Here is a 20,968-nt window from a genome sequence, read left to right on the forward strand (position 1 = left end):
GTGAACGAATGTTAACTAAAAAGTAACTGCTAAAACAATGGCTCGTTAACCATCAACTGTATATATTTCTTTTCCGCCAGGAAACATGAATCTAGATAAAGCAATTATTCTTAAAACAAATAGAACAATTAGCAGTTAAAGGTAGCTTTAAAGATACTAATTATATCTTATATATTGTTTCTGAAATAGAAGGCATCGTACCAGTGTGTGTTGGGCGAAGTAATAACCCTCTCAATCTCTGGAAAGTTCATTTAAAAGGCCTAGCTAGGAGACAAGGCTTGTATAAAGAGTGGCGTACTCTGCTACTTGATGATGCTGGTATATTCAAATATAAAGTTGGCTTATTTATTGTTGCAGATTCCGTTTTATCTCATCTTCCAATCCCTGGGTTTCCTTGCACCATTGGTTCGGTTGAATATCAGCATATGAGTTTGATATCCGACACTTATCCAAATGGTCTTTTAAATCAATGGTTTAAATCATCGATCAGCCTGATTCGTGAGAAACCGATTTAATAAATTAATAAATATCTTATTTGGAAGGATTGTTTGAACCTGTGGCTAATAAAAATGCAAATCAAAATATTGAAATCGATATTACTGGAACTGACTTTGATCTTAAAGAAGTTGAAAGTTTCTTGTCAAAACAGTTAGAAGAAAGCTTTTCTGATTTAGATTTACTGGAGAAAGATAGAGAGAACATATCCGATCCCGATTCTTTAGGGGAAATAATTCTTGATGAAGTTTGGAAACAATTCGGAAATCAAATTGGTCTCGACATGACTAATGAGACATTAATTCAAAAATATGATAGAGAGCATTCTGTACAGTATAAGGATATTGCTGACTCAGTTATGCAAGATCAACGATACAAAGATGCCAATAAAGCAATGAAAGAGCAGCAACTAGCTGGGAATTTAAAGGATGAATACACAGGAAAACACTTTAAACATGGAGAAAAAGCGAATTTAGATCATGTTATTCCAAGAAAAGAGTTGTTTGAAAATCAAAGAAGGAAACAAGCTAATTTAGATGTAGCTGACATTGCTAATAAAGGAGAAAATCTAAAACCGACAAACGAATCATTAAATAAAAGCAAAGGTGCAAAGAGCAATAAAGAGTATTTAGAAACCCGTGAAACTAGGGAAAAGTCACTTATTGAACAAAACGAAAAGACAAATAAAAAGGTTGATGAGTCAAATAAGTCAGAAGCTGAAAAACGTTGGCAAAAAGAAGAAAATAATAAACGCTTGAACGATAAACTTGCTGCTGATAGCGATCGTATGATGAAATCTGATAAAGAAGCAAGGAAAGCAATTAATAAAGATATTCAAATGAATGCAACAAAAGAGGTTGGAAAAAAAGCTGGAAAAGATGCTTTGAAGACAATGGCTATCTCAGCACTTTTTACATTATTGAAAGAAATCATGAACGGTTTAATCCGTTTCTTCAAAGTGAAATCTAAGTCATTTAATAGATTTTTAACTGAAATGAGGCAATCGATGAAATCTTTCTTTTCCAAAATTCTAAGTATTTTTCAAACAGGAGCTTCAACATTAATTGGCACAATTATATCTGAATTTTTTGGTCCTATAGTAAGTGTTTTCAAGAAATTGGCAAGTTTAATCAAGCAGGGGATCTCTTCTGTGATTGATGCGATTCATTATCTTCGTGATAAAGAGAATAAGGACAAACCATTTAGTGTAAAGGTTGCACAAGTCGGAAAAATAGTAACAGTCGGAATAGTTGGCGGCAGTGCGATTTTCTTAGGAGAGATCTTTGAAAAAATCCTGTTAACAATTCCTGGAATGCAAATTGAGTTACCATTGATTGGTTCTCTTGCAAATATGATAGCACTATTTTTCTCAAGTTTAGTTTTTGGATTAGTTGGTGCAATAGTTTTAAATTTGATCGATAAGTTTATCTCCAAAAAGTTAAAAGAAGAGAATGACCAACGAATCATAGAGAGCAAAAATGAAATTATAAATCTTCAACATATGCAACTTTTTGTAGCTGAAAACCATGTACAAGTATTGAAAGAAAATGTTATGAGCGGAATTTCAGAGAACCATGCTTTAGCGAAAGACACAATGCAAACATCGCTTCTTAAGATATTTGGAGATAATAAGGGTAAAGATTCTAAAAACCATGACAATATTAGTAATAATCAGAGTGCTTTAGTGCAAATGCAAAATGATTTAGAAGATTTACTTTGAGGTGATGAGGTGTGTCGAATATAAAGCATAAAGAGCAAAGTTCAAATAAAGAACTTACAGGAGCCTTGACTAACAAAACCAATATTTTCAATGAAAAGAAAAATAGATTGAAGGCATTTAGCAAGAGTTTTCCTAATTCAGAAAGTTTGCCCAGTGTCCCGACTTCGAAAGGGTTATTCGGGTTGTTTGATTATAAGGTAACTGGTAGTGATCTAAATTCGCTCACTGAAAAAATTCAGGATAAAATGATTAAACAGAATCAAATTCTTGTTAAAACGATTCAAGAGTTTAACACTATTTATGACACATTTTCCGCATTAGATAAAGAGTATATTCGGGGGATTTTAATTTCACTGAAATCAGCTGAAGAGGCTAATGCAAAAGCTTTAAAAGGAATAAACGGCGTTAAAGAAAATCAAATAGAGATAACACAAATCATAGAGCAACAAAAACAAGTAATTCAAGTTCTGAAAAAATTTAAGGAAAAGATCGAGAAGATAGAACATTTAACTGATGTTGATACAATTTTTGGTGAACTTTCGACAATGCAAAGTAACCTTAAAGTCAATGAGACCAAGATTGAAACTCAAGACCTGAGATTAGTTGATTTGAACGATGAAATGAAATCATTGTTGTCTTCACTGTCAGTTTTTCAAGAAAATTTTAATTACTTTAAAGAAATTCAAGTTGAAAAATTTCAAACCGTTAAACAGCTCGTTTCAAATCAAAATGAAAATATATCTGAAATCGAATTAATAATTACTGATAATAAGACTAACATCGCAGCTCTAAATAAAGAAATTGTTATTCATGGAGAGAAACTTGGTGATTTAAAACAATTAATTCAAAATGATATCCAGATCTTATCTGAAAAAGTCACTCGAAACAATTCTGAGCTTGTTGCCAGACTGGTCTCAACTACTAACGAAGTTTCAACCAATAAGTTAAATTTTGAAAATGCTATTAAGGAACTGAACACTGGAATCGATCAAAAAGCAGAAAGCATGTCTGCATATCTTAAATCTGAATTATCAAAGGCCAATAACGAAATTGCAGAGCTTAGTCTCTTCACAAAAAGCTTATCAAAAGTGTTGAAGATTACCCAAGCTATTTCATTTACTAGTATTGCTATACTATGTATTCTAGTACTTTTGATAATAAGTGGGGTGTTATGATGATTTCAGAGAATTATAAGCACCAACTGATTAAAGAAACTAAGCAAGTAGATGTTTTATTAGGACAAACATCTACGTTTGAACAATTAGTTCGAGAAATAATTTATGAACAAAATGATAAAGCAATTCTAGAACTAATCAAAAACTTAGGCGTCTTAACTAAAATACAATCATTTCCTAACATGGAAAAAAAGCAAGAACAAATTTTTGAGTTGTTATATAAATATCTTGGAGCATCAAAAATTGATGAGCTCTTTCAGGATTTAAAAGAGTCATCCAATGTTTCATTAAATGCGTTCCTTAACCAATTAAATGAATTGGTCGGTCTTGAGAATGTGAAACAACAAGTTCGTGATTTGATTGATTATAATCAAATACAACATTTACGTGTGAAAAACGGATTGAAGAAGTCTAACAAAACTTTGCATATGGCTTTTCTTGGGAATCCTGGTACAGCTAAAACTACAGTAGCTCGTATTTTTGGGAGAATGTATAAAGCTATCGGATTACTAAGTAAAGGTCACTTCATTGAAGCGAGCAGGACTGATTTAATTGCTGAGTATCAAGGACAAACAGCAATGAAGGTGAAAAGGTTAATTAATCGTGCAAAGGGCGGAGTGCTATTTATTGATGAAGCTTATAGTATTACAGAGAATGATCATAGCGATAGTTACGGTAGAGAAAGTCTTACTGAGTTAACAAAAGCTCTTGAAGATTATCGCAATGATCTAGTTGTAATCGTAGCTGGATATACCAGTTTGATGGAGAAGTTTTTTGAATCCAACCCAGGTTTAAAGTCAAGATTCAATACTTTTATTTCATTTAGTGATTATTCACTTGATGAGCTTGTTCGAATATTCATTTATACGTGCAACCAAAATGATTATATTGTCCAAGAGGAGGCTATGGAAGAAGTCCGTAATGTGTTACAAACTATCATAAATGAAAAAGATGATCAATTTGCAAATGGCCGTCTTGTTCGGAATCTGTTTGATGATATAACGCTGCATCAATCGAAAAGGCTGTCTAAGTTGACGGAACATATAACTAAAGAATCCTTGATGTTAATTACCAAAGAAGATGTTCCTAAAAATTATACACTTAAAATTTTTTAACAGAAGGAGATAGTTCATTCATGTATACAATTAATTTGTTTGAATCTTCTATGCATTCTAATCATCTGAACAACAATACATACATAAAGTTTGATTTCGACTTAAGAATCTCAGAAAGCATCCAGTTTATTGACATTCAGATGTCGGATCAAACACACAGACTTCAAAACATCTTGGATATTCAGGTATCAGCAAAGGTTAACTCTACTTTCCTAAAGAAAGCTGTGGGTCAAGTCCAACCTAATATTCGTGTGTTCAATCAAGGCTCTGGTTATAGAGAATGGGATTGGATATTTGACTCAAACGATATCTCTACCATAGAAGGGGTTCGTTCTGGTGACCTGTATTTCACAATTGATGTAAAGGCGATTGTAGAAGTCATGGAGAACGGAAACAAAATCATTCCGATAACCGGCAACCAACAAATAAAGATATCAGAGTCTGATTGGATTCGGTTCATACATTATTACGGTTATTCCACTAAATACGGAGTAAGCCTTCCAGCAGCATTGTTAAACGACACAAGTTGGATTCAAGCCTATGAACAGCTTGATGATGCTCGTGAGCATATGAAACGAGGAAAGACCTACGATGCCCTTCGGCAATGTCTCTCAGTAATAGAATCTTATACTGACGTTGGCAATGGAAGAGGGGGACCATACAGCTCGAAAGTCTGGGAGGGTTCCTAAGTGATATTACGGAGCAGAAAAGAGATGGAATTACTGGATTATTAACCGGAGTATCGACCTACCTAAATAAGGTTGGGCATCATCGCAACTCAAAATTAAAAGACAACGGAAATCTACCTGCTGTTCCTGTTGACCAGTATGAAGCTGAGCTAATGATAAGCATATCTCATTTGGTAGTAGCTTATTTAGAACGGTTAAGTGGGGGAAATTCAAATGAAAATTAAAAAGGTGAAAATCCAAAACTTTAAGAGTTTTTACGGGGAATTCGTCTTAGAACTTAGTGAAGGAATGAACATCCTAGTTGGCAGCAACGAGGCAGGGAAAAGTACCATGATTTAGCAGAGGAGCGATCATATGAACAATGGCGATCAGTACGATATTCAAGAGGATTTATGCTACGCTCACATCGTGAACCGGCATGGTAAGGGAATGACAGCTACGGCAATGGTTCCGCTTGTCCTTGCTAAGCTTCAATCGGCAAACATTGTAACGAAACGAACACCGAATGCCGCTGCGCTTCACGTTAGCTTCATAAGACGCTTATTGGCAGGAAAGTGTTTGAAGTATCCTGCCAAGTATACCGACACAGTCATCGCTCAACTGAAATACGCATAATGATTAAAGCCCTAAGTCTCCAACTGGAGTTACTTGGGGCTTCTTTTCGGTTAGCCGCTCGTTGCAAACATCACGAAAAACAGCAGTTTTTTGAACAATCCGTATGAAGTCTTATTCTCTTTTCATATGGCAAACCGACAAAGAAAATGTTGTTAGAAAGCAACAGACAATCAGACCAAATGGGACGGAGATATTATAGATGACTGATTCAAATATACCATCAGGTAAAGTTCCTGTTGTAAACGCATGGCTTCATAAGCTCTGTATGGAACGAGCGAAGTAGTCGCTAAAAGATAACGGCGCGAAAAATCCAAAGGATGATGATGAAGGTCAGACCCACTTCGTGCATGGTGATAATGATGAATCAATTAAGATTATCGTCCGTTGGCATGATGAAGATAATGATGAAGAAATCGATGGAGCTACAGTTAATCCATCGAAGAATCTCCCTGCTAAAGTAAGCCATTTCTTATTGATTCGAACGTATTACACCCAAAAGGGATATGTTCCTGAATTCTGTTACTTTACTTTTATCCCGAGAGCATTAGCTGATAAACAACAAGTTGTGTCTTATGTAGAGTTAAAGAAGGATTTCAGTTATGAACTGATCCCGCAGAAGAGGTTTGAAACCTACCCCTACAGTAATCAAAGGTTGCAACAGGATACGATAATTGAAATGGAAGATACGGCTAAAGAAGTTGAGTCAGTTATCCGCTACTGTAAAGGAACAGCTTATCAATGAAGCTCGTAGCGGACAAGGCAAGTTCAAGCGAGACCTGTTGAAGTTGAGCGACAAATGCAGACTATGGAGTATTCGGATGAGCGGTTCCTTATTGGCAGCCTTATTAGACCTTGGAGTAAGTGTGATCTTTCGGACTAGCGGGTCGATCCGTATAACGGCTTCTTGCCCGACGTCCTCCGACACCTTTCATGTCAAGGGACAAGAACTTGTACCGATTGCCGGAATGGACAAGAACCTGTTCCTATTCCCGATTAGGGTGTATATCTAATCGCCATTTGACAGTTAATTCATTAAGCTAACGGCAGGTTAGTTTAATATCAAGGAGGTGCTTACTAAGTATATTGATATTTATATAGCGACACTACAGCCATTTATCGAGATGCAATATATAGGTGAGAGGAATTACCAGTATTAAGTGGTCATTTGCTTCTGTAGGCTGTAAACCTGACTTGAGTCGGGTGATTTGATCGAGGATGAAGAGTTGGAGGACAACTTGCGCATTTTGGAAATTTTCAGCCAAAGTAAAAGAACTTGTAGCGAATACCGTGAAACGTTCCACTTTTCATTCTCAACTTAATTCGGGATTTCGTATAAACCAAAAGTAACTTGCGAGCAGATTCAACAAAGATGCTACCAATATTGATTGCACTTAAGGATACTTTGTTACAGATCGCCGTGATGTCGTAAAACGCTCAAAATATGATATGGAGAGATGATTCAAAACACCTTCAAGAAAATGAGACCACGCCTTATGATATGGGACTATCTTGGAAGTGTTTTCAATTTGGCACGCCAAAAGTACATACTCAATGAGAGAATTCACGCTAATGATATAAAATAGCTCTTTTCCGATTTTCCTTCTTGAATGATTTGTTATTTAGATGCACATCCTTAGTAGGTATTTTGAAACAATACAAATGAAAATTAATGAGGCCGAGGAGATGCGTAAGATGAAATTTGAGAACAAAACCGTTATTGTTACAGGCGGAGGAACTGGGATCGGAAAAACGACAGCGAAAAGATTTTTTGAAGAAGGAGCCCATGTCATTATTAATGGCCGTCGTGAAGATGTTCTGAAAAAAACTGCTTTAGAGATTGATCCCTCAGGTAAAAAAGTGTTGCCCGTTGTTGGTGACATCAGTTTGCCGGAAACTTCGAAGAAAATAGTTCAAGTGGCCATTGAGACTTTTGGAGGGATTGATGTGCTGGTAAACAACACAGGTAAATTTAACCCGACTCCTTTTTTGGAACATACACCAGAGGATTTACAATCTTATCTGGATACCATAGTTAAAGGGACATTTTACCCTTCTCAAGCTGTTATTCCCGAAATGAAAAGAAGAGGGGGAGGGGCGATTGTCAATACAGGCTCGATGTGGGCAATTCAAGCGGTAGAAGCTACACCGTCTTCTGCATACTCGGCCGCCATGGCAGGCCGTCACGCTCTCACTCGAAATTTGGCAATTGAATTCGCTAGCGATCACATTCGAGTGAATACTGTAGCACCTGCCGTTGTAGAGACACCAATATACAACACCTTTATGAGTGAAGAGGAAGTAGCTAAAGTCCTTCCTGGTTTTAATGCATTTCATCCGATCGGACGGAACGGTACCCCGCGGGATGTAGCAGATGCTATCCTATTTCTTGCCAGTGACTCAGCTTCTTGGATCACAGGTATTATTATGCCATTAGATGGCGGAGTTACGGCTCGTTTGAGATAAGTTATTTGGGGCAATCACACTAAGATTGTTCCTATTTTTATATTGAGATGAATTAAACAACCTTTAAAAGTGTATTGGTCTCACACTTCATAAGAAAATAGACTTGACGAAACAGTTGAATTACAATATAGTTCAATCAATCAATTGAATACTTAATTAAAGGAAGGCCGTTCAACTGGGTGCAATAACACTAACAAAAGAAACATTTCTTAATGAAATTCAATCAGGGGTAACGTTGGTTGATTCCTGGGCACCTTGGTGTGGTCCGTGTAAAATACAGCTTCCGATCGTTGAGGAATTAGCTGGCGAGTTGAAGGGCCAAGCAACATTGCTAAAATCAATGTCGAGGAAGAAACCGAACTTGCCTCGCCATTTGACATTAGAAGCATTCCTACACTTCTTTTGTTTAGAAAAGGTTAATTAGTGGACACGATGGTGCGCATTAACCAAAAAACACACTCAAAGAAAAAATTGTGAAACTGACAGGAGAATAAAACGAATTAAATAGATTAAAAATCGGTAATGCTTTGATTTTTAATAATCTTTGGAAAGAAGGGTCTATTATGCTATCCCATTCGGAAGCGTCTATTAAAGAAAGACTGTATCAGCAGTATGCCCGGATCGGGAAATGTTTGTCCAGTGACAAACGGCTCGAACTCCTGGATTTACTTTCAAACGGTCCTAAATCAGTTGAAATCTTGGCACAACAGACGGGTATGAGTGTTGCTAACGTATCACGGCATCTTCAGGTTATGTTGGACTCGAGATTAGTCAAATTTCGAAAAGAGGGAACCTACGCCATCTATAACCTGGGAGATCCCGTTGTGTCCGAGTTTTTAATGGTCTTATGGAAGCTTTGTGAGAACAGGCTATCCGATATACCACGGATTAAAGAAGATCTGTTACAACAATATGAAGGTATGCAGACGATTGCAAAAGAAGAATTACTAGAAAGAATGGCTGCAAACAAAATTGTTGTTCTGGATATTCGGCCTAAAGACGAATATGAAGCAGGGCATATTGAAGGTGCAATCTCGGTACCGTTGGAGGAACTCGATACGTACCTTCAGACCCTGCCTTCGCATATCGAACTTGCAGCCTATTGTCGGGGCCCATACTGCGTGAATACAACGGAAGCTGTGGAACGCATACTGAAGAAGGGCTTTACTGCTTATCGAATTGATGAAGGGGTGCACGCGTGGAATTTGAAGCATGTGTGATTATCGGTACAGATAATAGAAGAAGAGTCCAGCATGAGGTAAAGAGATGCTTCAATAAGAGGTAGGCATACCTAACCTCTGCGTTCAATTAGATTTATGCCTCAGTATTAGAACGATCACAAGGTTTTGAAATTCTGCAGGTAAGCAAAAACCCAAACTTGACTTAGGGAATAGTCCGTTTTATTATTCAATTATTAGTTTGAATAATAAAACGGGAGAATGGAACTTGTATATGTCGGTTATTTTAGGATTAGGTCCTGCAGGAATGAACGCTTTTTATCAAGGGACCTTCAACATCACAAATGAACTGTCAAACCAAGAAAATGAAAACAATTTTAACACTAGCTTATAAATCGGTGGTGCGATTTCCCTAGCGATTATTACAGCAGGTCTTATCAGTTCGCTTGAATATTTAAATATAAATGAGGAGGATTAAATAGGGGGGCTGTATCTATAAAAATGTAAACTTTTGAAACAAATATGACGTTAGTCGATTTTTGGGATCAAACTTCCGATTGTAGATGAGCTGACGGATGAGTTAGCAGGTCAAGCAACAGTTGGTAAAGTTAACGTTGATGATGAACCACAATTGGCTGGAAAGTATGGAGTTAGAAGTATCCCTACACTACTGTTATTTAAGATGGTAGATTGGCAGAGACCATGATTACCATGATTGGAGTTACTCCATAAGATAGCCTTAGAGAAAAAAAATCTGGGATTGATAAATAATTAGCATTCATTATTTTATTTGTCAAATGAAGGATGGAGTAGATGATGAATAAATTAAAATTCCCCCTCATTTTCTTTGAAGGAAGATGCATCACTCAACTTTCAGGTTGCTTTGAACAACTGGAGGCAATAATCGATGTTTAGTATATTATTAGCATTTCTGCTGATTTACTGGCTTATCCAACATCTTCGGTTCCTACGAAGTGTTACAGTGTTATCTTTAAAATCAAACCAAAAGCAGTTTTCTGATGCTATTAAATGGCTTGATATTAGAGATGTATCCGACTTTGATAAAGAGCATGTTCCCGAATCCATTAATATATCCTTAGGTCGATTACCTTTTCTTTGGCAAAAGGAACTATCACAAGACGACTGTGTAGTCATATTAAGCGATCAATATTTAAAAGGAAAAAAGGCGACACGTATTTTACAAAAGAATGGATTTCATCACTTATATTTAGTAATAGGCCCAGTTTCTCAGCTAGTCGATTGGGTTCATATAAGTTCTTCAGAAGAACCTGATATTGAAAATTATGGGACCTGTAGACATACAGCTCCCTTTACCACATACAGTAAGGCAGGTGATTAGAGATGAATGTCCAAGAAATAACTTCTATAAAAGAAATAGATACGTTTATTCAAAATAATCGAATGAGCATGTTATATGTTTCGCAAGAGAATTGTAATGTATGCCATGCTATTTATCCTAAACTAAAAGAGTTGGTCAGTCAGTATCCAGAAATAAAACTTGCGCATATTGATGCTAGAAAGGTAAAAGAGGTTGCAGGAAAGTTTTTGATTTTTACAGTTCCCACGATTATGTTGTTTCAGGATCAGCAAGAATATCTACGCGAAGATCGCTTTGTTCAATTTGCACAATTAGAGCTAGGATTACAACAACTATACAATGCGATGTACCCAACGGATTAACAGAGAGTATGAAATATGACCTTAGTTCAATTTAGTTATCCTGTGTACCAAGGTTCAGTTTTGTCACGATATCTAAAATTTTTCTAAATGAATGGAGTACAGAAATGGAACATCCGGTGATTATTATTGGTGCGGGTTTAAGTGGTTTGCGAGCTGCCACTTTACTTACAGCACAAGGTATTGATTGTAAGATTTTGGATTCAAGAAGCAGAATTGGTGGTAGGGCTTTAAGTAGTTTGAATCCAAATGAACCTGAGCTGGGGAAATTCGATCTTGGACCCACATGGTTCTGGCCGAGATATGAGCGTACTATTGCGAAACTTGTTCAGGAGTTGCACCTCGAAACTTTCGATCAACACACGGAGGGAGCGATGTTATTTGAGCGGTATGATAACCAGGCACCTGAACGCCATATCCTTCCGGCTCACTCCCTGGAGAGATCTGTGCGATTTACAGGTGGCGTGCAATCTTTAATTGACGCATTGGCCCGTAAATTACCCTCTAATCTCTTTGAATTAGAAACACGTGTAACCACAATTAAATTAAACGATCAAAGATCCATCATTATAAGTGCAGATCTTGCAGATGGAAAAACAAAAGATTTTATGGCTCGTGCTGTTATTCTGGCGCTCCCGCCTCGTCTTGTTGCACGAGATATGACTTTTATCCCTACATTCTCTCCCGAAATGAACCTAAACCTAACCAACAAACCAACCTGGATGGCGGGACAAGCCAAAGCTATTGTTGTCTACGACGATCCTTTTTGGAGAAAAGATGGGCTTTCGGGATTTGCATCAAGTTGGGTGGGCCCTTTGCAGGAAATTCATGATGCATCTCCCCATACAGGTTCAGGTGCATTATTTGGTTTCTTTGGAATGTTACCGAAAGACCGCCAGCAGTTAGGGGAAAAGCAGGTTTTAGAGCAGGTGAAGGAACAATTAATTAGGCTTTTCGGCTCTCAGGCAAAAAAAGTAAGGACTATTCTTTATAAAGATTGGTCTGTCGATTTGGATACAGCTATTTCTGAGGATAGCATTCAACTTCAAAATTTCCCTAATTATGGTGAAATACCTGTAGTTGGTGAATGGGAAAACAAAATTGTATTCGCTGGGACGGAAACAAATTCAGAGTTTGGTGGGCATCTGGAAGGCGCCCTTCAGTCGGCTGAACTTGCAGTATCCATAATCGTAAATCGGTGAATAAATGAAGGTTATGGTCTCAGTAATCGAATGCATCTACACTCCAAATGCAAAATCGGCAATGACAATCGCTTGGTGTTGTTGGTTTTGTAGTGATGTAATGCCCATGCCTTAATTAATGATTATAAATAATCTTGACATCCTACCTTCTAGTAGGTAGGATTGAATTAATCCAGTAAGACACTTCTGGAATTAAAATAAAATGGATAAAGGAGATCTACACAATGAAATTTGAAAATAAAACAGTAATCGTCACTGGCGGAGGAACAGGTATTGGCAAGAAAACAGCACAACGATTTTTTGAAGAAGGCGCAAACGTGATCATCAACGGCCGCCGGGAAGATGTATTGAATCAAACTGCTTTGGAAATTGACCCTTCAGGTAAAAGAGTGCTGGCCGTATCCGGTGATATTAGTTTGCCTGAAACCTCGAAGAAACTGGTTCAGGCTGCTGTGGAAGCATTTGGCGGAGTTGATGTTCTTGTGAACAACACAGGTAAGTTTGTTCCAGCCCCTATGCTTGAGCACACACCTGAAGATTTGCAATCCTACTTGGATACGATCGTGAAGGGAACGTTCTATCCATCCCAAGCTGTTGTTCCGGAAATGAAAAAAAAAGGAGGAGGGGCTATCGTAAATACAGGTTCAATGTGGGCACTCCAAGCGGTTGAATCGACGCCTTCTTCTGCTTATTCCGCTGCAATGGCAGGACGCCACGCTTTAACTCGCAACATGGCCGTGGAGCTCGCTGGAGATAACATCCGGGTAAATGCTGTTGCACCTGCTGTAGTTGAAACACCAATCTACAACAGCTTTATGACAGAGAAAGAAGTAGCTGAAGTGCTACCAACCTTTAATGCATTCCATCCGATTGGACGTAACGGAACGCCTGCAGACGTAGCAGAAGCCATTTTGTTCCTTGCCAGTGACTCGGCTACTTGGGTAACAGGTATCGTAATGCCATTAGATGGCGGAGTTACAGCACGCTTGAGATAAGGCGTTTCTTATGGGTCAGTCACATCATGTGATTGGCCCTTTCTTAAACTGTAAAAAGGAGGTAGCTACCTTGACAGTATATTTACTGAATGGTAGATTGCTTTTATGAATACAAAAAAAAACACAATGCAAGATATTATGGATGTTGGGCTAACATTAGTCCAGGAAAGAGGCTATAACGGTTTTAGTTATGCAGATATTGCGGAAGCTATCGGTATTCGCAAAGCAAGTATCCATTATCACTTTCCCACTAAACAAGATTTAGTACAGGCTGTCCTTCTCCGATACCGCAAAGATTTTGTGGGCAGGCTTCAGGAAGTTAATGAACAACCATTTAGTTCATTGAAGAAAATTCAACACTTTTTTGGGTTATATCGAGAAACGTTGGAGAATAACACCAAGCTTTGTTTATGTTCAATGATGGCAGCCGAATTAAATTCTTTTCCACTGGAGATCCGCGAGGAACTTAATTTATTTTTTGATGCCAATACGGCTTGGTTAGAGCATGTTCTTGATGAAGGAAAGCAATCTGGAGCATTCACTTTTTCTAATGAGGCACTTGAACAAGCCAAAACCCTTATTGCATTCGTTCAGGGGGCGCAGTTACTATCTAGATCCTCAGGTGATATTGGGTATTATGACTCGCTCGTTACGAACTACATGTCGATTCTGCGCATGGGCTAATCTTTTATTCAAAGAATAGAACTTGTTCGAAATGAACAGGTTGTTTTTTAGGTGAATCCCTGCTGAGTGCGCTGCAATGGGTATACAGTAAAAAGACGACTTCAAAGCCATATAAAACCGGCCACGAAGTCGTCTTTTTTTAGCACTGAATTTAAAAGATGAATTGTGCTTTGTCTGAATGAGTATTTTAGAATCGAAATTGAGTTCTTGGTAATCAATATTAATGCAATTGAAAATGTTCCTGCCACTCGTTTATGCCTTCCTCCATGCGATAAGCGTTGAACCCCTCAGATTGTAATTTTTGTGCTGCCAGGGCTGAATATACACATAGTGGACCTCTGCAATAGGCTATAATTTCTGCGTCTTTGGGCAGTTCACGCATCAAAACGTCTAACTTTTCCATCGGCATGGAAATTGCTCCTTCAATATGGTCCATTTCATACTCTTCTTTAGGACGTAAATCGATGAGAACCATAGAGGAATTATTAAGTTTCTCCATTACCTCATCCATCGTAAGCGTTTGGACATCATCGAGATTGTTCAAGAAATCCTCTTTCATTCTACCGATGTCCGGAAGTTGCTTCTCACTGATTCGCCATAAGGACGAAAGAAATTCTATAATTTCAGGATCAGCCAATGAGTAAATCACGTATGTCCCTTTTTTGGTAAATTTAACGAGTTTTGCATCGAGTAGAACCTGAAGATGACGAGATACATTCGCAATATTCATCTCAGTGCAAGTGGCTATTTTTTCTACGGTTTTAGACCCATTGGATAACACATTCAAAATTTCAAGACGCTTGTCACTGGATAAACATTTTCCAATTCTGGCTAATTGTTTATACAAATCTTCCTTAAAGATCTTTGCAGAGTTCAGCATTCCCTCCATTAAGATCAACCTCAATTCTTTTTCATATTTTAAAGAAAGAAATTCTATTTGAATAGGTTTCTGTATAGCACTCTGCGTTCAATGATATGACCTAACTATATATTCAAAAGTTGACATTGCTAAGCAAAAAAAAGAATTTTAAGTGATTCAATTGATTACTAGAATTTTAACATGTACAGAAGCATAGTCAAGTAGAAAAAATGTAATTTGATGAAGTTACTAGGAATAGCTCGGGTTGCAAGGTGTCAACAAATTTCATTCTGTTGAACATTAGGACATCCGGTACTGACTTGACGAGCCCAAGAAGATTGTTTATAATTCAATTTATCGATTGATTATTTGATTTTATTGATCGATTATTTGATTTTATTGATCGATACATGATTTAAATAACTGGAGGTGCACATCTTATGCAAAAAGCTTATCTTCAAATTACATTGAAAGTGAATGTATCCGAACGCGAGGCAGCAGCTAATGTTTATACAACCTTTAAAGAGCCTTTCCTTTCCGGCATCTCTGGTGCTTTGTCAAAAGAATTACTGGTACGTGATGAAGACGTTCAAGTTCTCCACGGCTTCAGTAGTGAATCCGACGCTAAAGCCTACCTGGAAAGCGATCTATTCAACAAGGATGTCGTCGTAGGTCTGAAAGATTTGCTTCAAGCTGAACCCGAAATTCGTATCTATAGCGCATTCTAAGAAGTAAGTATTATGTAAAAGTTGCATTTCAAAATGCAATACAACTCATACGAAAAATCAACTCTCTTGAGAAAGTCGACACTGCAATATTGCTTTGTCGACTTTTTTACCAAACTTGAGTGGGCGTTGAACAAGTCTCCCGTTGAAGTTGTTGCAGAACCAAGTGGCATGACCAGATTGAAAGTCCGAAACTATGGTCTCGGGCGAAGAGGAAATCCTCCCTGCACATGGTGTATTTGTAGCTATTGGTCACTATCCGAATACCAAATTTTTGAAAGGCCGAATTGAAACGGATAAAGACGGCTATATTGTGACCGTTCCGGGTACATCCATGGCAAACATTTTCAGGGTGTTTGCTTATGGAGATGTACAGGATCCTCGCTATCGTCAAGCCATTACTGGTGCTGGAAGTGAAGTTATGGTAGCCATAGATAGTGAGAAGTTCATTGAGAAGGAGGAAGTGGAGGTGAACCCCAGCAACACCTCATATCCTCAGCTGTCGCTTGTTATACGACGACACTGGCATACATGCTCGATCGCAAAAGGTACCCGTTGCCGGATCCTTTATGGCTAAAACGGGCAATATAGCCAAAGGGATCATTTAAGTATCACACATCGTCCGCACGTTTTGTTGTCTTGGGGATCATCCACGATTGTCATTAGGGCAGAAGTCTTGATTCTACAAGTTGAAAAAGACTGCCATATAGGTCAAACGCTTGTAAAAGATGGTGTTCCTGTTGGCATCTAGGGTAAGTGACGATTGATTCCGGAGATGATATGACAAGCAATTATACTGAAGAACATCAACTGCAATGGTAACTAGATCATTTCTAAAAAGGAGATAATAACATGGAAAAAGTTTCATCAAAAGCAGAATTTGATGCTGCAATTAACTCTTCCAAACTCACAGTCGCTGTTTTTAAAGCAGACTGGTGTGGTGACTGCAAGTTCATTGATCCATTTATGCCAGAAGTTGAAGAAAAATTTGCAAAAGATTTGAATCTGATCGAAGTCGATGTAGATCATGTTGGTACAGTGAGTGAAGAACAAAACATTATGGGTATTCCAAGCTTTGTTGCTTTCGCTGGGGGTGAAGAACTTACCCGCTATGTCAATAAGATGCGTAAATCTCAGGAAGAGATTGAACAATTTCTTCAACGTGCAGTGGAGATTCACAATACACGTTCTTAAAAAAATGAAACAATTCTTTTCAGAGAACGGGCTTTTTACCCAAACGATCTGTTTAACATGATACGCAATAGAGTTCCCTACTCTATTGCGTATCATGTTTAAAATATTCGATAGTTAAATACAAGAAAGAAAGCTGTTAACAATAAAAAAAGTCCTTGACTGAATGAAAAAACTACTTTAATATTCAAATCATCAATTGAATAATGATGCAGGACATTGTAATTGATAATACACTTTGGAAGGAGGGAAACCAGAAATGCAATGGAAAGAAGTTACGACCTTGGAAGAGTGGGACACTATTTTTGAACAATCCATGGAACGAGGTCAGGTTATTTTAAAACACAGTACAACATGCCCCGTGAGCGCTAATGCTTTTAAGGAATATGAACAATATTTAAAAGCGACGCCCAATGGTAAACTGGATTATTTTCTTGTTAAAGTGATCGAGTCCCGTCCTATATCGAATAAGATTGCAGATGATTTAAACTTTAAACATGAATCGCCACAAATCATTTTAATAAAGGATAAGGAAAAATACTGGGCGGCATCACACTGGGCAGTCACAAGCCAACATATAAGAGCAGTTTTGGACTAAATGGATTTGATATAGATAAAGGCTTATAAATTATAAAACTACCTTCTAGTAGGTAGTTTTAATTCGTAATCCATTGTAATTTAAATATTAGGAAGAAAGATGAGGAGATATTAAATGAACACAAATTCTCAACTTATTAACGGAATCAACGTAGACGCCCTGAAGCAGTTTGCAGGAGCTGTAGTGCAGAACTCAAATAATGGGATAGCGAAATTTCAAGTGACAACGGAGTGGAATGGAGGCACAAAGTCAGCTTCGTCCATTAAGAAAATGAAGCTTGGAGAGCAGAAGCTTGAGAGAGATTTTGAGATTTTAATTGATGAACCAGCCGAATTATTAGGTGAGAATCTCGCTGCTAACCCACAAGAGTATCTTTTGGCAGCGCTTAACGCATGTATGATTGTTGGTTATGTGGCAGCAGCTTCATTAGAGAATGTCCATCTGAAATCGTTGAGGATTGAAACTAAAGGCCAATTGGATCTTCGCGGATTCCTTGGACTGGATGAGAACATTAAACCTGGATATGAAGAACTACAATATACAGTGGTTGTATCTGGCGACGGGACTCAAGAAAAATGGAATCGAATTCATGAAACCGTCAAACGTACATCTCCTAACCGTTGGAACATTGCAAATGCGATCCAGCTCAATAGTGAATTTGTTGTTGAATAATTATAATTAATAATCAGCAGCCTATAAGCCGCTAAAGAATCAGTTGTTTGTAGAGCCTTATTCGGCAATAATGATAAGCTTATTTATATTATGATTTTGGTTTCAGCATTCTCACCAAGCCACATGGTAACGCGTCTCAGAGGAGAAAGATAATTATGAAAACAATGGTTATAGTTGGTGCTGGGCCTGGCCTTGGTTTCTCACTGGCCAAGACTTTTGGAAAGCGCGGGTTTCGAATTGCTCTGGTTTCAAGAACACAGGAAAAGCTGAATCAATATGCTGAGCAGTTAAACCAAATGGGGATTGAAGCTCAGGGTTTTGCTGCCGATATCACAAACAAAATGCAACTTTCCATGGCATTTCAGCAAATTAAAAATACGTATGGCACAATAGATGTTTTGGAGTTTAGTCCCCATAATGGAAATGTCTCTGTATTCCCTGTGCTGGAAACAACAGATGAGAGCGTTATTCAACTTTTCAATAATGTAGTCATCGGAGCTATTAATTCTGCAAGACAAGTCATCCCAGAAATGACTGAACGAGGCGAAGGGGCAATACTTTTCACAAGCGACCTTTCAGCAATGAGTCCAAGTCCCATGTTTGGAAATTCAGGTATAGCCATGTCAGGATTGCGAAACTATATTCTTAATTTGCACGAACGTTTACTTCCTATGGGGGTATTTGTTGGTCATTTATCCATCAGTCCTTTGATCAAGAAGGGTACAGGTTTTGATCCGGATCAGGTAGCGGAGGCTTGGTACAGTCTATATGAGAAAAGAGCAGAGGCAGAAGAAACGTTCCCTAAGGGTATTATGCAAGTATTGTATTGAATTAAATTAATATTCCTAATAGATCAATTTACTCCGATATGATTCCTTCTACAGTCGATCTCAGATTAGGGTGGATGATTTGGTTCTAATCGACGAATAATTATTATCTGAAAGGGATGGGGAAAATGAAAATTCAAATCTGGTCTGACATTGCATGCCCATTTTGCTATATTGCAAAACAGAATTTAGAGCAGGCACTGATTCAATTGCCAAGTAAAGATCAAGTGAGAATTGAATATAAAAGTTTTGAACTTGATCCATCAGCTTCTTTGTACGATGGGAAAAGCTATATGGAAAAATTAGCGCCTAAGTTTGGCGGGATGGAACAAGCAAAACAGTTCTTGAACCACTTAACGCAGCAAGCCGAAAACGTAGGACTATCCTTTAATTTAGATCGTCTGAAGTCAACGAATACATTGGATGCTCATCGCTTACTGAAATGGGCAAAAACACAAGGAGAAGAAGAAGCAACATTGAATGACAAGTTGCTCAATGCCCATTTTACAGAGTCTAAGGATGTAGGGGACATCGAAACATTGGCGGATATTGCCCAAGCATCAGGTTTCAACAGGGAAGAGGCATTGGAAGCATTACGCGATAAAGCTGGGTTTACGGATCAAGTAAGAGAAGATCAGCAGCAAGCTCGTGAATACGGCATAAGTGGGGTACCCTTCTTCATCTTCAATGAAAAATATGCCCTTTCAGGCGCGCAACCGGCAGAAGTCTTCTCTCAAGTGCTGGAAAAAATACTGGAAGAAGGGCGTCCGGCAACCAGATTTGAAGTGTTATCGAATGAAACAGCCGGTGAAGGGTTATGTACGGATGAGGGTTGTGCAATTCCACCCAGAAAAAAATGATAAACGAATGAATGACTGGAGGTCTTTATGAATAATTTTCAATCCGTTGAAGCTCTGTTTAAACCGTTCGAAATGGGAAATCTGAAGCTCTCTAATCGGATCATAATGGCACCTATGACTCGAAACTTTTCTCCAAATGGAGCACCTGGAGAGGATGTTGCTGCCTATTACCGTCGTAGAGCTGAAAATGGTGTTGGACTTATCATAACAGAGGGTACGTTTATCAATCATCGTGATGTGGTATCCAATCAGGAGAACGTACCCCACTTATATGGAGAAGATGCACTCAACGGTTGGTCAAAAGTGGTTGAAGGGGTACACGAGGCCGATGGAAAAATTTTCTCTCAAATATGGCATATGGGCGTACGAGGGAACGTTAATGATTACTCCAAACAGGAAATTTCGGAACTTGTTGCAGCCTTCGAACAGGCAGCAGCCAATGCTAAAAAGGTTGGTTTCGATGGCATCGAGATTATGGCAGCACATGGATTCTTAATCGATCAGTTCTTCTGGGAGAAAACAAACACGCGTACTGATGAATACGGTGGGGACCTCGTCAAACGCACTCGATTTGCCAGTGAGGTCATCCAAGCTTGCCGGCGTGCTGTTGGACCCGAATTTCCAATTGGGCTGCGGATTTCACAGTGGAAATATGCTTTCTATACTGCAAAATTAGTTGAAACTCCGGAACAACTCAAACGTTTCTTAACACCATTAGTTGATGCAGGCGTTGACATCTTTCATGCCTCTATTCGTCGCTTTTGGGAGCCCGCATTTGGAGGCTCGGAACTAAATCTCTCCGGATGGATTAAAAAATGGACAGGAAAGCCGACAATTACAATTGGATCTGTTGGTCTTGAGGGCGCTGATTTCGTGGATTTCTTTGCTACCGGGGAACATTCTAATGGTAAAGCCACCTCGATTAACGCCTTGATCGAGAGATTAGAACGTGGAGAATTTGACTTGATCGCAGTGGGGCGCGCATTATTGGCTGACCCTAACTGGGTAAACAAGATTCGTGATGGACGGACAGAAGAATTACTTCCGTTTACGCGTGAGGCACTCGACACTTTGTATTAAATGGAGTATTAAATTTGTCAAAATCAATCGATATGTTATCTATTTACGAAGAGCTTCTCTCACAACTTCTCTTAAATGAAATCGCCCATAAGAATGGATTATGGGCGATTTTCCTATAATATGGTTG

25 protein-coding genes and 2 pseudogenes are annotated in these 20,968 nt (G+C 38.3%); 26 read left to right on the forward strand and 1 reads right to left on the reverse strand.

The genetic code is table 11. The annotated features are described in order from the left end of the window. Positions 1-278 precede the first annotated feature (278 nt). The 18 genes and pseudogenes from CS562_RS03780 (at position 279) to CS562_RS03860 (ending at position 14,029) form a co-directional block, all read left to right on the forward strand. Positions 279-515 carry a hypothetical protein gene (locus CS562_RS03780; RefSeq protein ID WP_099853728.1) on the forward strand — a complete coding sequence of 79 codons (237 nt, stop codon included), beginning with the start codon at positions 279-281 and terminating at the stop codon, positions 513-515. A 41-nt stretch (positions 516-556) separates the two neighbouring features. Then, a complete protein-coding gene (locus tag CS562_RS03785) occupies positions 557-2,215 on the forward strand; it encodes an AI-2E family transporter (protein ID WP_099853729.1) in 1,659 nt (552 codons plus the stop codon). A gap of 11 nt (positions 2,216-2,226) precedes the next feature. Continuing rightward, positions 2,227-3,390 carry a hypothetical protein gene (locus tag CS562_RS03790; RefSeq protein ID WP_099853730.1) on the forward strand — a complete coding sequence of 388 codons (1,164 nt, stop codon included), beginning with the start codon at positions 2,227-2,229 and terminating at the stop codon, positions 3,388-3,390. Further along, positions 3,387-4,505, forward strand: a complete 1,119-nt coding sequence (locus CS562_RS03795; protein WP_217504800.1) for an AAA family ATPase — start codon at positions 3,387-3,389, stop codon at positions 4,503-4,505. The genes CS562_RS03790 and CS562_RS03795 overlap by 4 nt, the downstream gene beginning before the upstream one ends. Positions 4,506-4,525: 20 nt before the next feature. Continuing rightward, the gene (locus CS562_RS03800; RefSeq protein ID WP_099853731.1) at positions 4,526-5,194 is read left to right on the forward strand and encodes a hypothetical protein; all 669 of its coding nucleotides are present in this window, start codon (positions 4,526-4,528) and stop codon (positions 5,192-5,194) included. A 213-nt stretch (positions 5,195-5,407) separates the two neighbouring features. Beyond that, a complete protein-coding gene (locus CS562_RS03805) occupies positions 5,408-5,533 on the forward strand; it encodes an AAA family ATPase (RefSeq protein ID WP_099853732.1) in 126 nt (41 codons plus the stop codon). A gap of 15 nt (positions 5,534-5,548) precedes the next feature. Continuing rightward, positions 5,549-5,809, forward strand: a complete 261-nt coding sequence (locus CS562_RS03810) for a hypothetical protein (RefSeq protein WP_099853733.1) — start codon at positions 5,549-5,551, stop codon at positions 5,807-5,809. Positions 5,810-6,152: 343 nt separating this feature from the next. Beyond that, positions 6,153-6,551, forward strand: coding sequence for a hypothetical protein (locus CS562_RS03815; protein ID WP_099853735.1), 399 nt, complete (start codon positions 6,153-6,155; stop codon positions 6,549-6,551). Positions 6,552-6,627: 76 nt separating this feature from the next. After that, on the forward strand, positions 6,628-6,819 hold the full coding sequence (locus tag CS562_RS32825; protein ID WP_125477234.1) for a hypothetical protein: 192 nt from the start codon (positions 6,628-6,630) through the stop codon (positions 6,817-6,819). A gap of 682 nt (positions 6,820-7,501) precedes the next feature. Then, a complete protein-coding gene (locus CS562_RS03820) occupies positions 7,502-8,272 on the forward strand; it encodes an SDR family NAD(P)-dependent oxidoreductase (protein ID WP_099853737.1) in 771 nt (256 codons plus the stop codon). 175 nt (positions 8,273-8,447) lie between these two features. Next, positions 8,448-8,766, forward strand: a pseudogene (gene trxA, locus CS562_RS03825) (thioredoxin). Positions 8,767-8,835: 69 nt separating this feature from the next. Then, positions 8,836-9,492, forward strand: coding sequence for an ArsR/SmtB family transcription factor (locus CS562_RS03830; protein ID WP_099853741.1), 657 nt, complete (start codon positions 8,836-8,838; stop codon positions 9,490-9,492). 526 nt (positions 9,493-10,018) lie between these two features. Then, on the forward strand, positions 10,019-10,156 hold the full coding sequence (locus CS562_RS03835; protein ID WP_217504803.1) for a thioredoxin family protein: 138 nt from the start codon (positions 10,019-10,021) through the stop codon (positions 10,154-10,156). A 201-nt stretch (positions 10,157-10,357) separates the two neighbouring features. Then, positions 10,358-10,810 (forward strand): rhodanese-like domain-containing protein, encoded by a 453-nt coding sequence (locus CS562_RS03840; RefSeq protein ID WP_099853743.1) that lies wholly within the window; start codon positions 10,358-10,360, stop codon positions 10,808-10,810. A gap of 2 nt (positions 10,811-10,812) precedes the next feature. Beyond that, positions 10,813-11,151: a thioredoxin family protein gene (locus tag CS562_RS03845; protein ID WP_099853745.1), complete on the forward strand. Its 339-nt coding sequence runs from the start codon at positions 10,813-10,815 to the stop codon at positions 11,149-11,151. Positions 11,152-11,255: 104 nt separating this feature from the next. Continuing rightward, the gene (locus CS562_RS03850) at positions 11,256-12,350 is read left to right on the forward strand and encodes a flavin monoamine oxidase family protein (protein ID WP_099853747.1); all 1,095 of its coding nucleotides are present in this window, start codon (positions 11,256-11,258) and stop codon (positions 12,348-12,350) included. A gap of 224 nt (positions 12,351-12,574) precedes the next feature. Then, positions 12,575-13,345 carry an SDR family NAD(P)-dependent oxidoreductase gene (locus CS562_RS03855; protein ID WP_099853749.1) on the forward strand — a complete coding sequence of 257 codons (771 nt, stop codon included), beginning with the start codon at positions 12,575-12,577 and terminating at the stop codon, positions 13,343-13,345. A 105-nt stretch (positions 13,346-13,450) separates the two neighbouring features. Then, positions 13,451-14,029 carry a TetR/AcrR family transcriptional regulator gene (locus CS562_RS03860; protein ID WP_099853751.1) on the forward strand — a complete coding sequence of 193 codons (579 nt, stop codon included), beginning with the start codon at positions 13,451-13,453 and terminating at the stop codon, positions 14,027-14,029. Positions 14,030-14,249: 220 nt separating this feature from the next. Here the strand turns inward: CS562_RS03860 and CS562_RS03865 are convergent, their stop codons facing one another. Continuing rightward, the gene (locus tag CS562_RS03865; RefSeq protein WP_099853753.1) at positions 14,250-14,918 is read right to left on the reverse strand and encodes an ArsR/SmtB family transcription factor; all 669 of its coding nucleotides are present in this window, start codon (positions 14,916-14,918) and stop codon (positions 14,250-14,252) included. Positions 14,919-15,328: 410 nt separating this feature from the next. On the opposite strand from CS562_RS03865, the gene CS562_RS03870 reads away from it, so the two are divergent. From CS562_RS03870 to CS562_RS03905, 8 genes and pseudogenes are all read left to right on the forward strand, one after another. Continuing rightward, complete coding sequence (locus tag CS562_RS03870) at positions 15,329-15,616, forward strand: hypothetical protein (protein ID WP_099853754.1); 288 nt, start codon at positions 15,329-15,331, stop codon at positions 15,614-15,616. A gap of 108 nt (positions 15,617-15,724) precedes the next feature. Next, positions 15,725-16,076, forward strand: a pseudogene (locus CS562_RS33315) (FAD-dependent oxidoreductase); the annotation flags it as partial. Positions 16,077-16,465: 389 nt separating this feature from the next. Continuing rightward, entirely contained in the window at positions 16,466-16,807 is a 342-nt protein-coding gene (locus CS562_RS03880; protein WP_099853758.1) for a thioredoxin family protein, read from the forward strand. Positions 16,808-17,063: 256 nt separating this feature from the next. After that, the gene (gene ytxJ / locus CS562_RS03885; RefSeq protein ID WP_099853760.1) at positions 17,064-17,402 is read left to right on the forward strand and encodes a bacillithiol system redox-active protein YtxJ; all 339 of its coding nucleotides are present in this window, start codon (positions 17,064-17,066) and stop codon (positions 17,400-17,402) included. Between the two features lie 114 nt (positions 17,403-17,516). After that, entirely contained in the window at positions 17,517-18,074 is a 558-nt protein-coding gene (locus tag CS562_RS03890) for an OsmC family protein (protein WP_099853763.1), read from the forward strand. Between the two features lie 155 nt (positions 18,075-18,229). Next, entirely contained in the window at positions 18,230-18,904 is a 675-nt protein-coding gene (locus CS562_RS03895; RefSeq protein WP_099853765.1) for an SDR family NAD(P)-dependent oxidoreductase, read from the forward strand. Positions 18,905-19,029: 125 nt separating this feature from the next. Next, complete coding sequence (locus CS562_RS03900) at positions 19,030-19,761, forward strand: DsbA family oxidoreductase (RefSeq protein ID WP_099853767.1); 732 nt, start codon at positions 19,030-19,032, stop codon at positions 19,759-19,761. Between the two features lie 27 nt (positions 19,762-19,788). Further along, the gene (locus tag CS562_RS03905; protein WP_099853769.1) at positions 19,789-20,841 is read left to right on the forward strand and encodes an NADH:flavin oxidoreductase; all 1,053 of its coding nucleotides are present in this window, start codon (positions 19,789-19,791) and stop codon (positions 20,839-20,841) included. Positions 20,842-20,968 lie beyond the last annotated feature (127 nt).

Origin of the sequence: Paenibacillus sp. LK1 (assembly GCF_002750415.1) — a bacterium.
Classification (GTDB): Bacteria; Bacillota; Bacilli; order Paenibacillales; family Paenibacillaceae; genus Paenibacillus; species Paenibacillus taichungensis.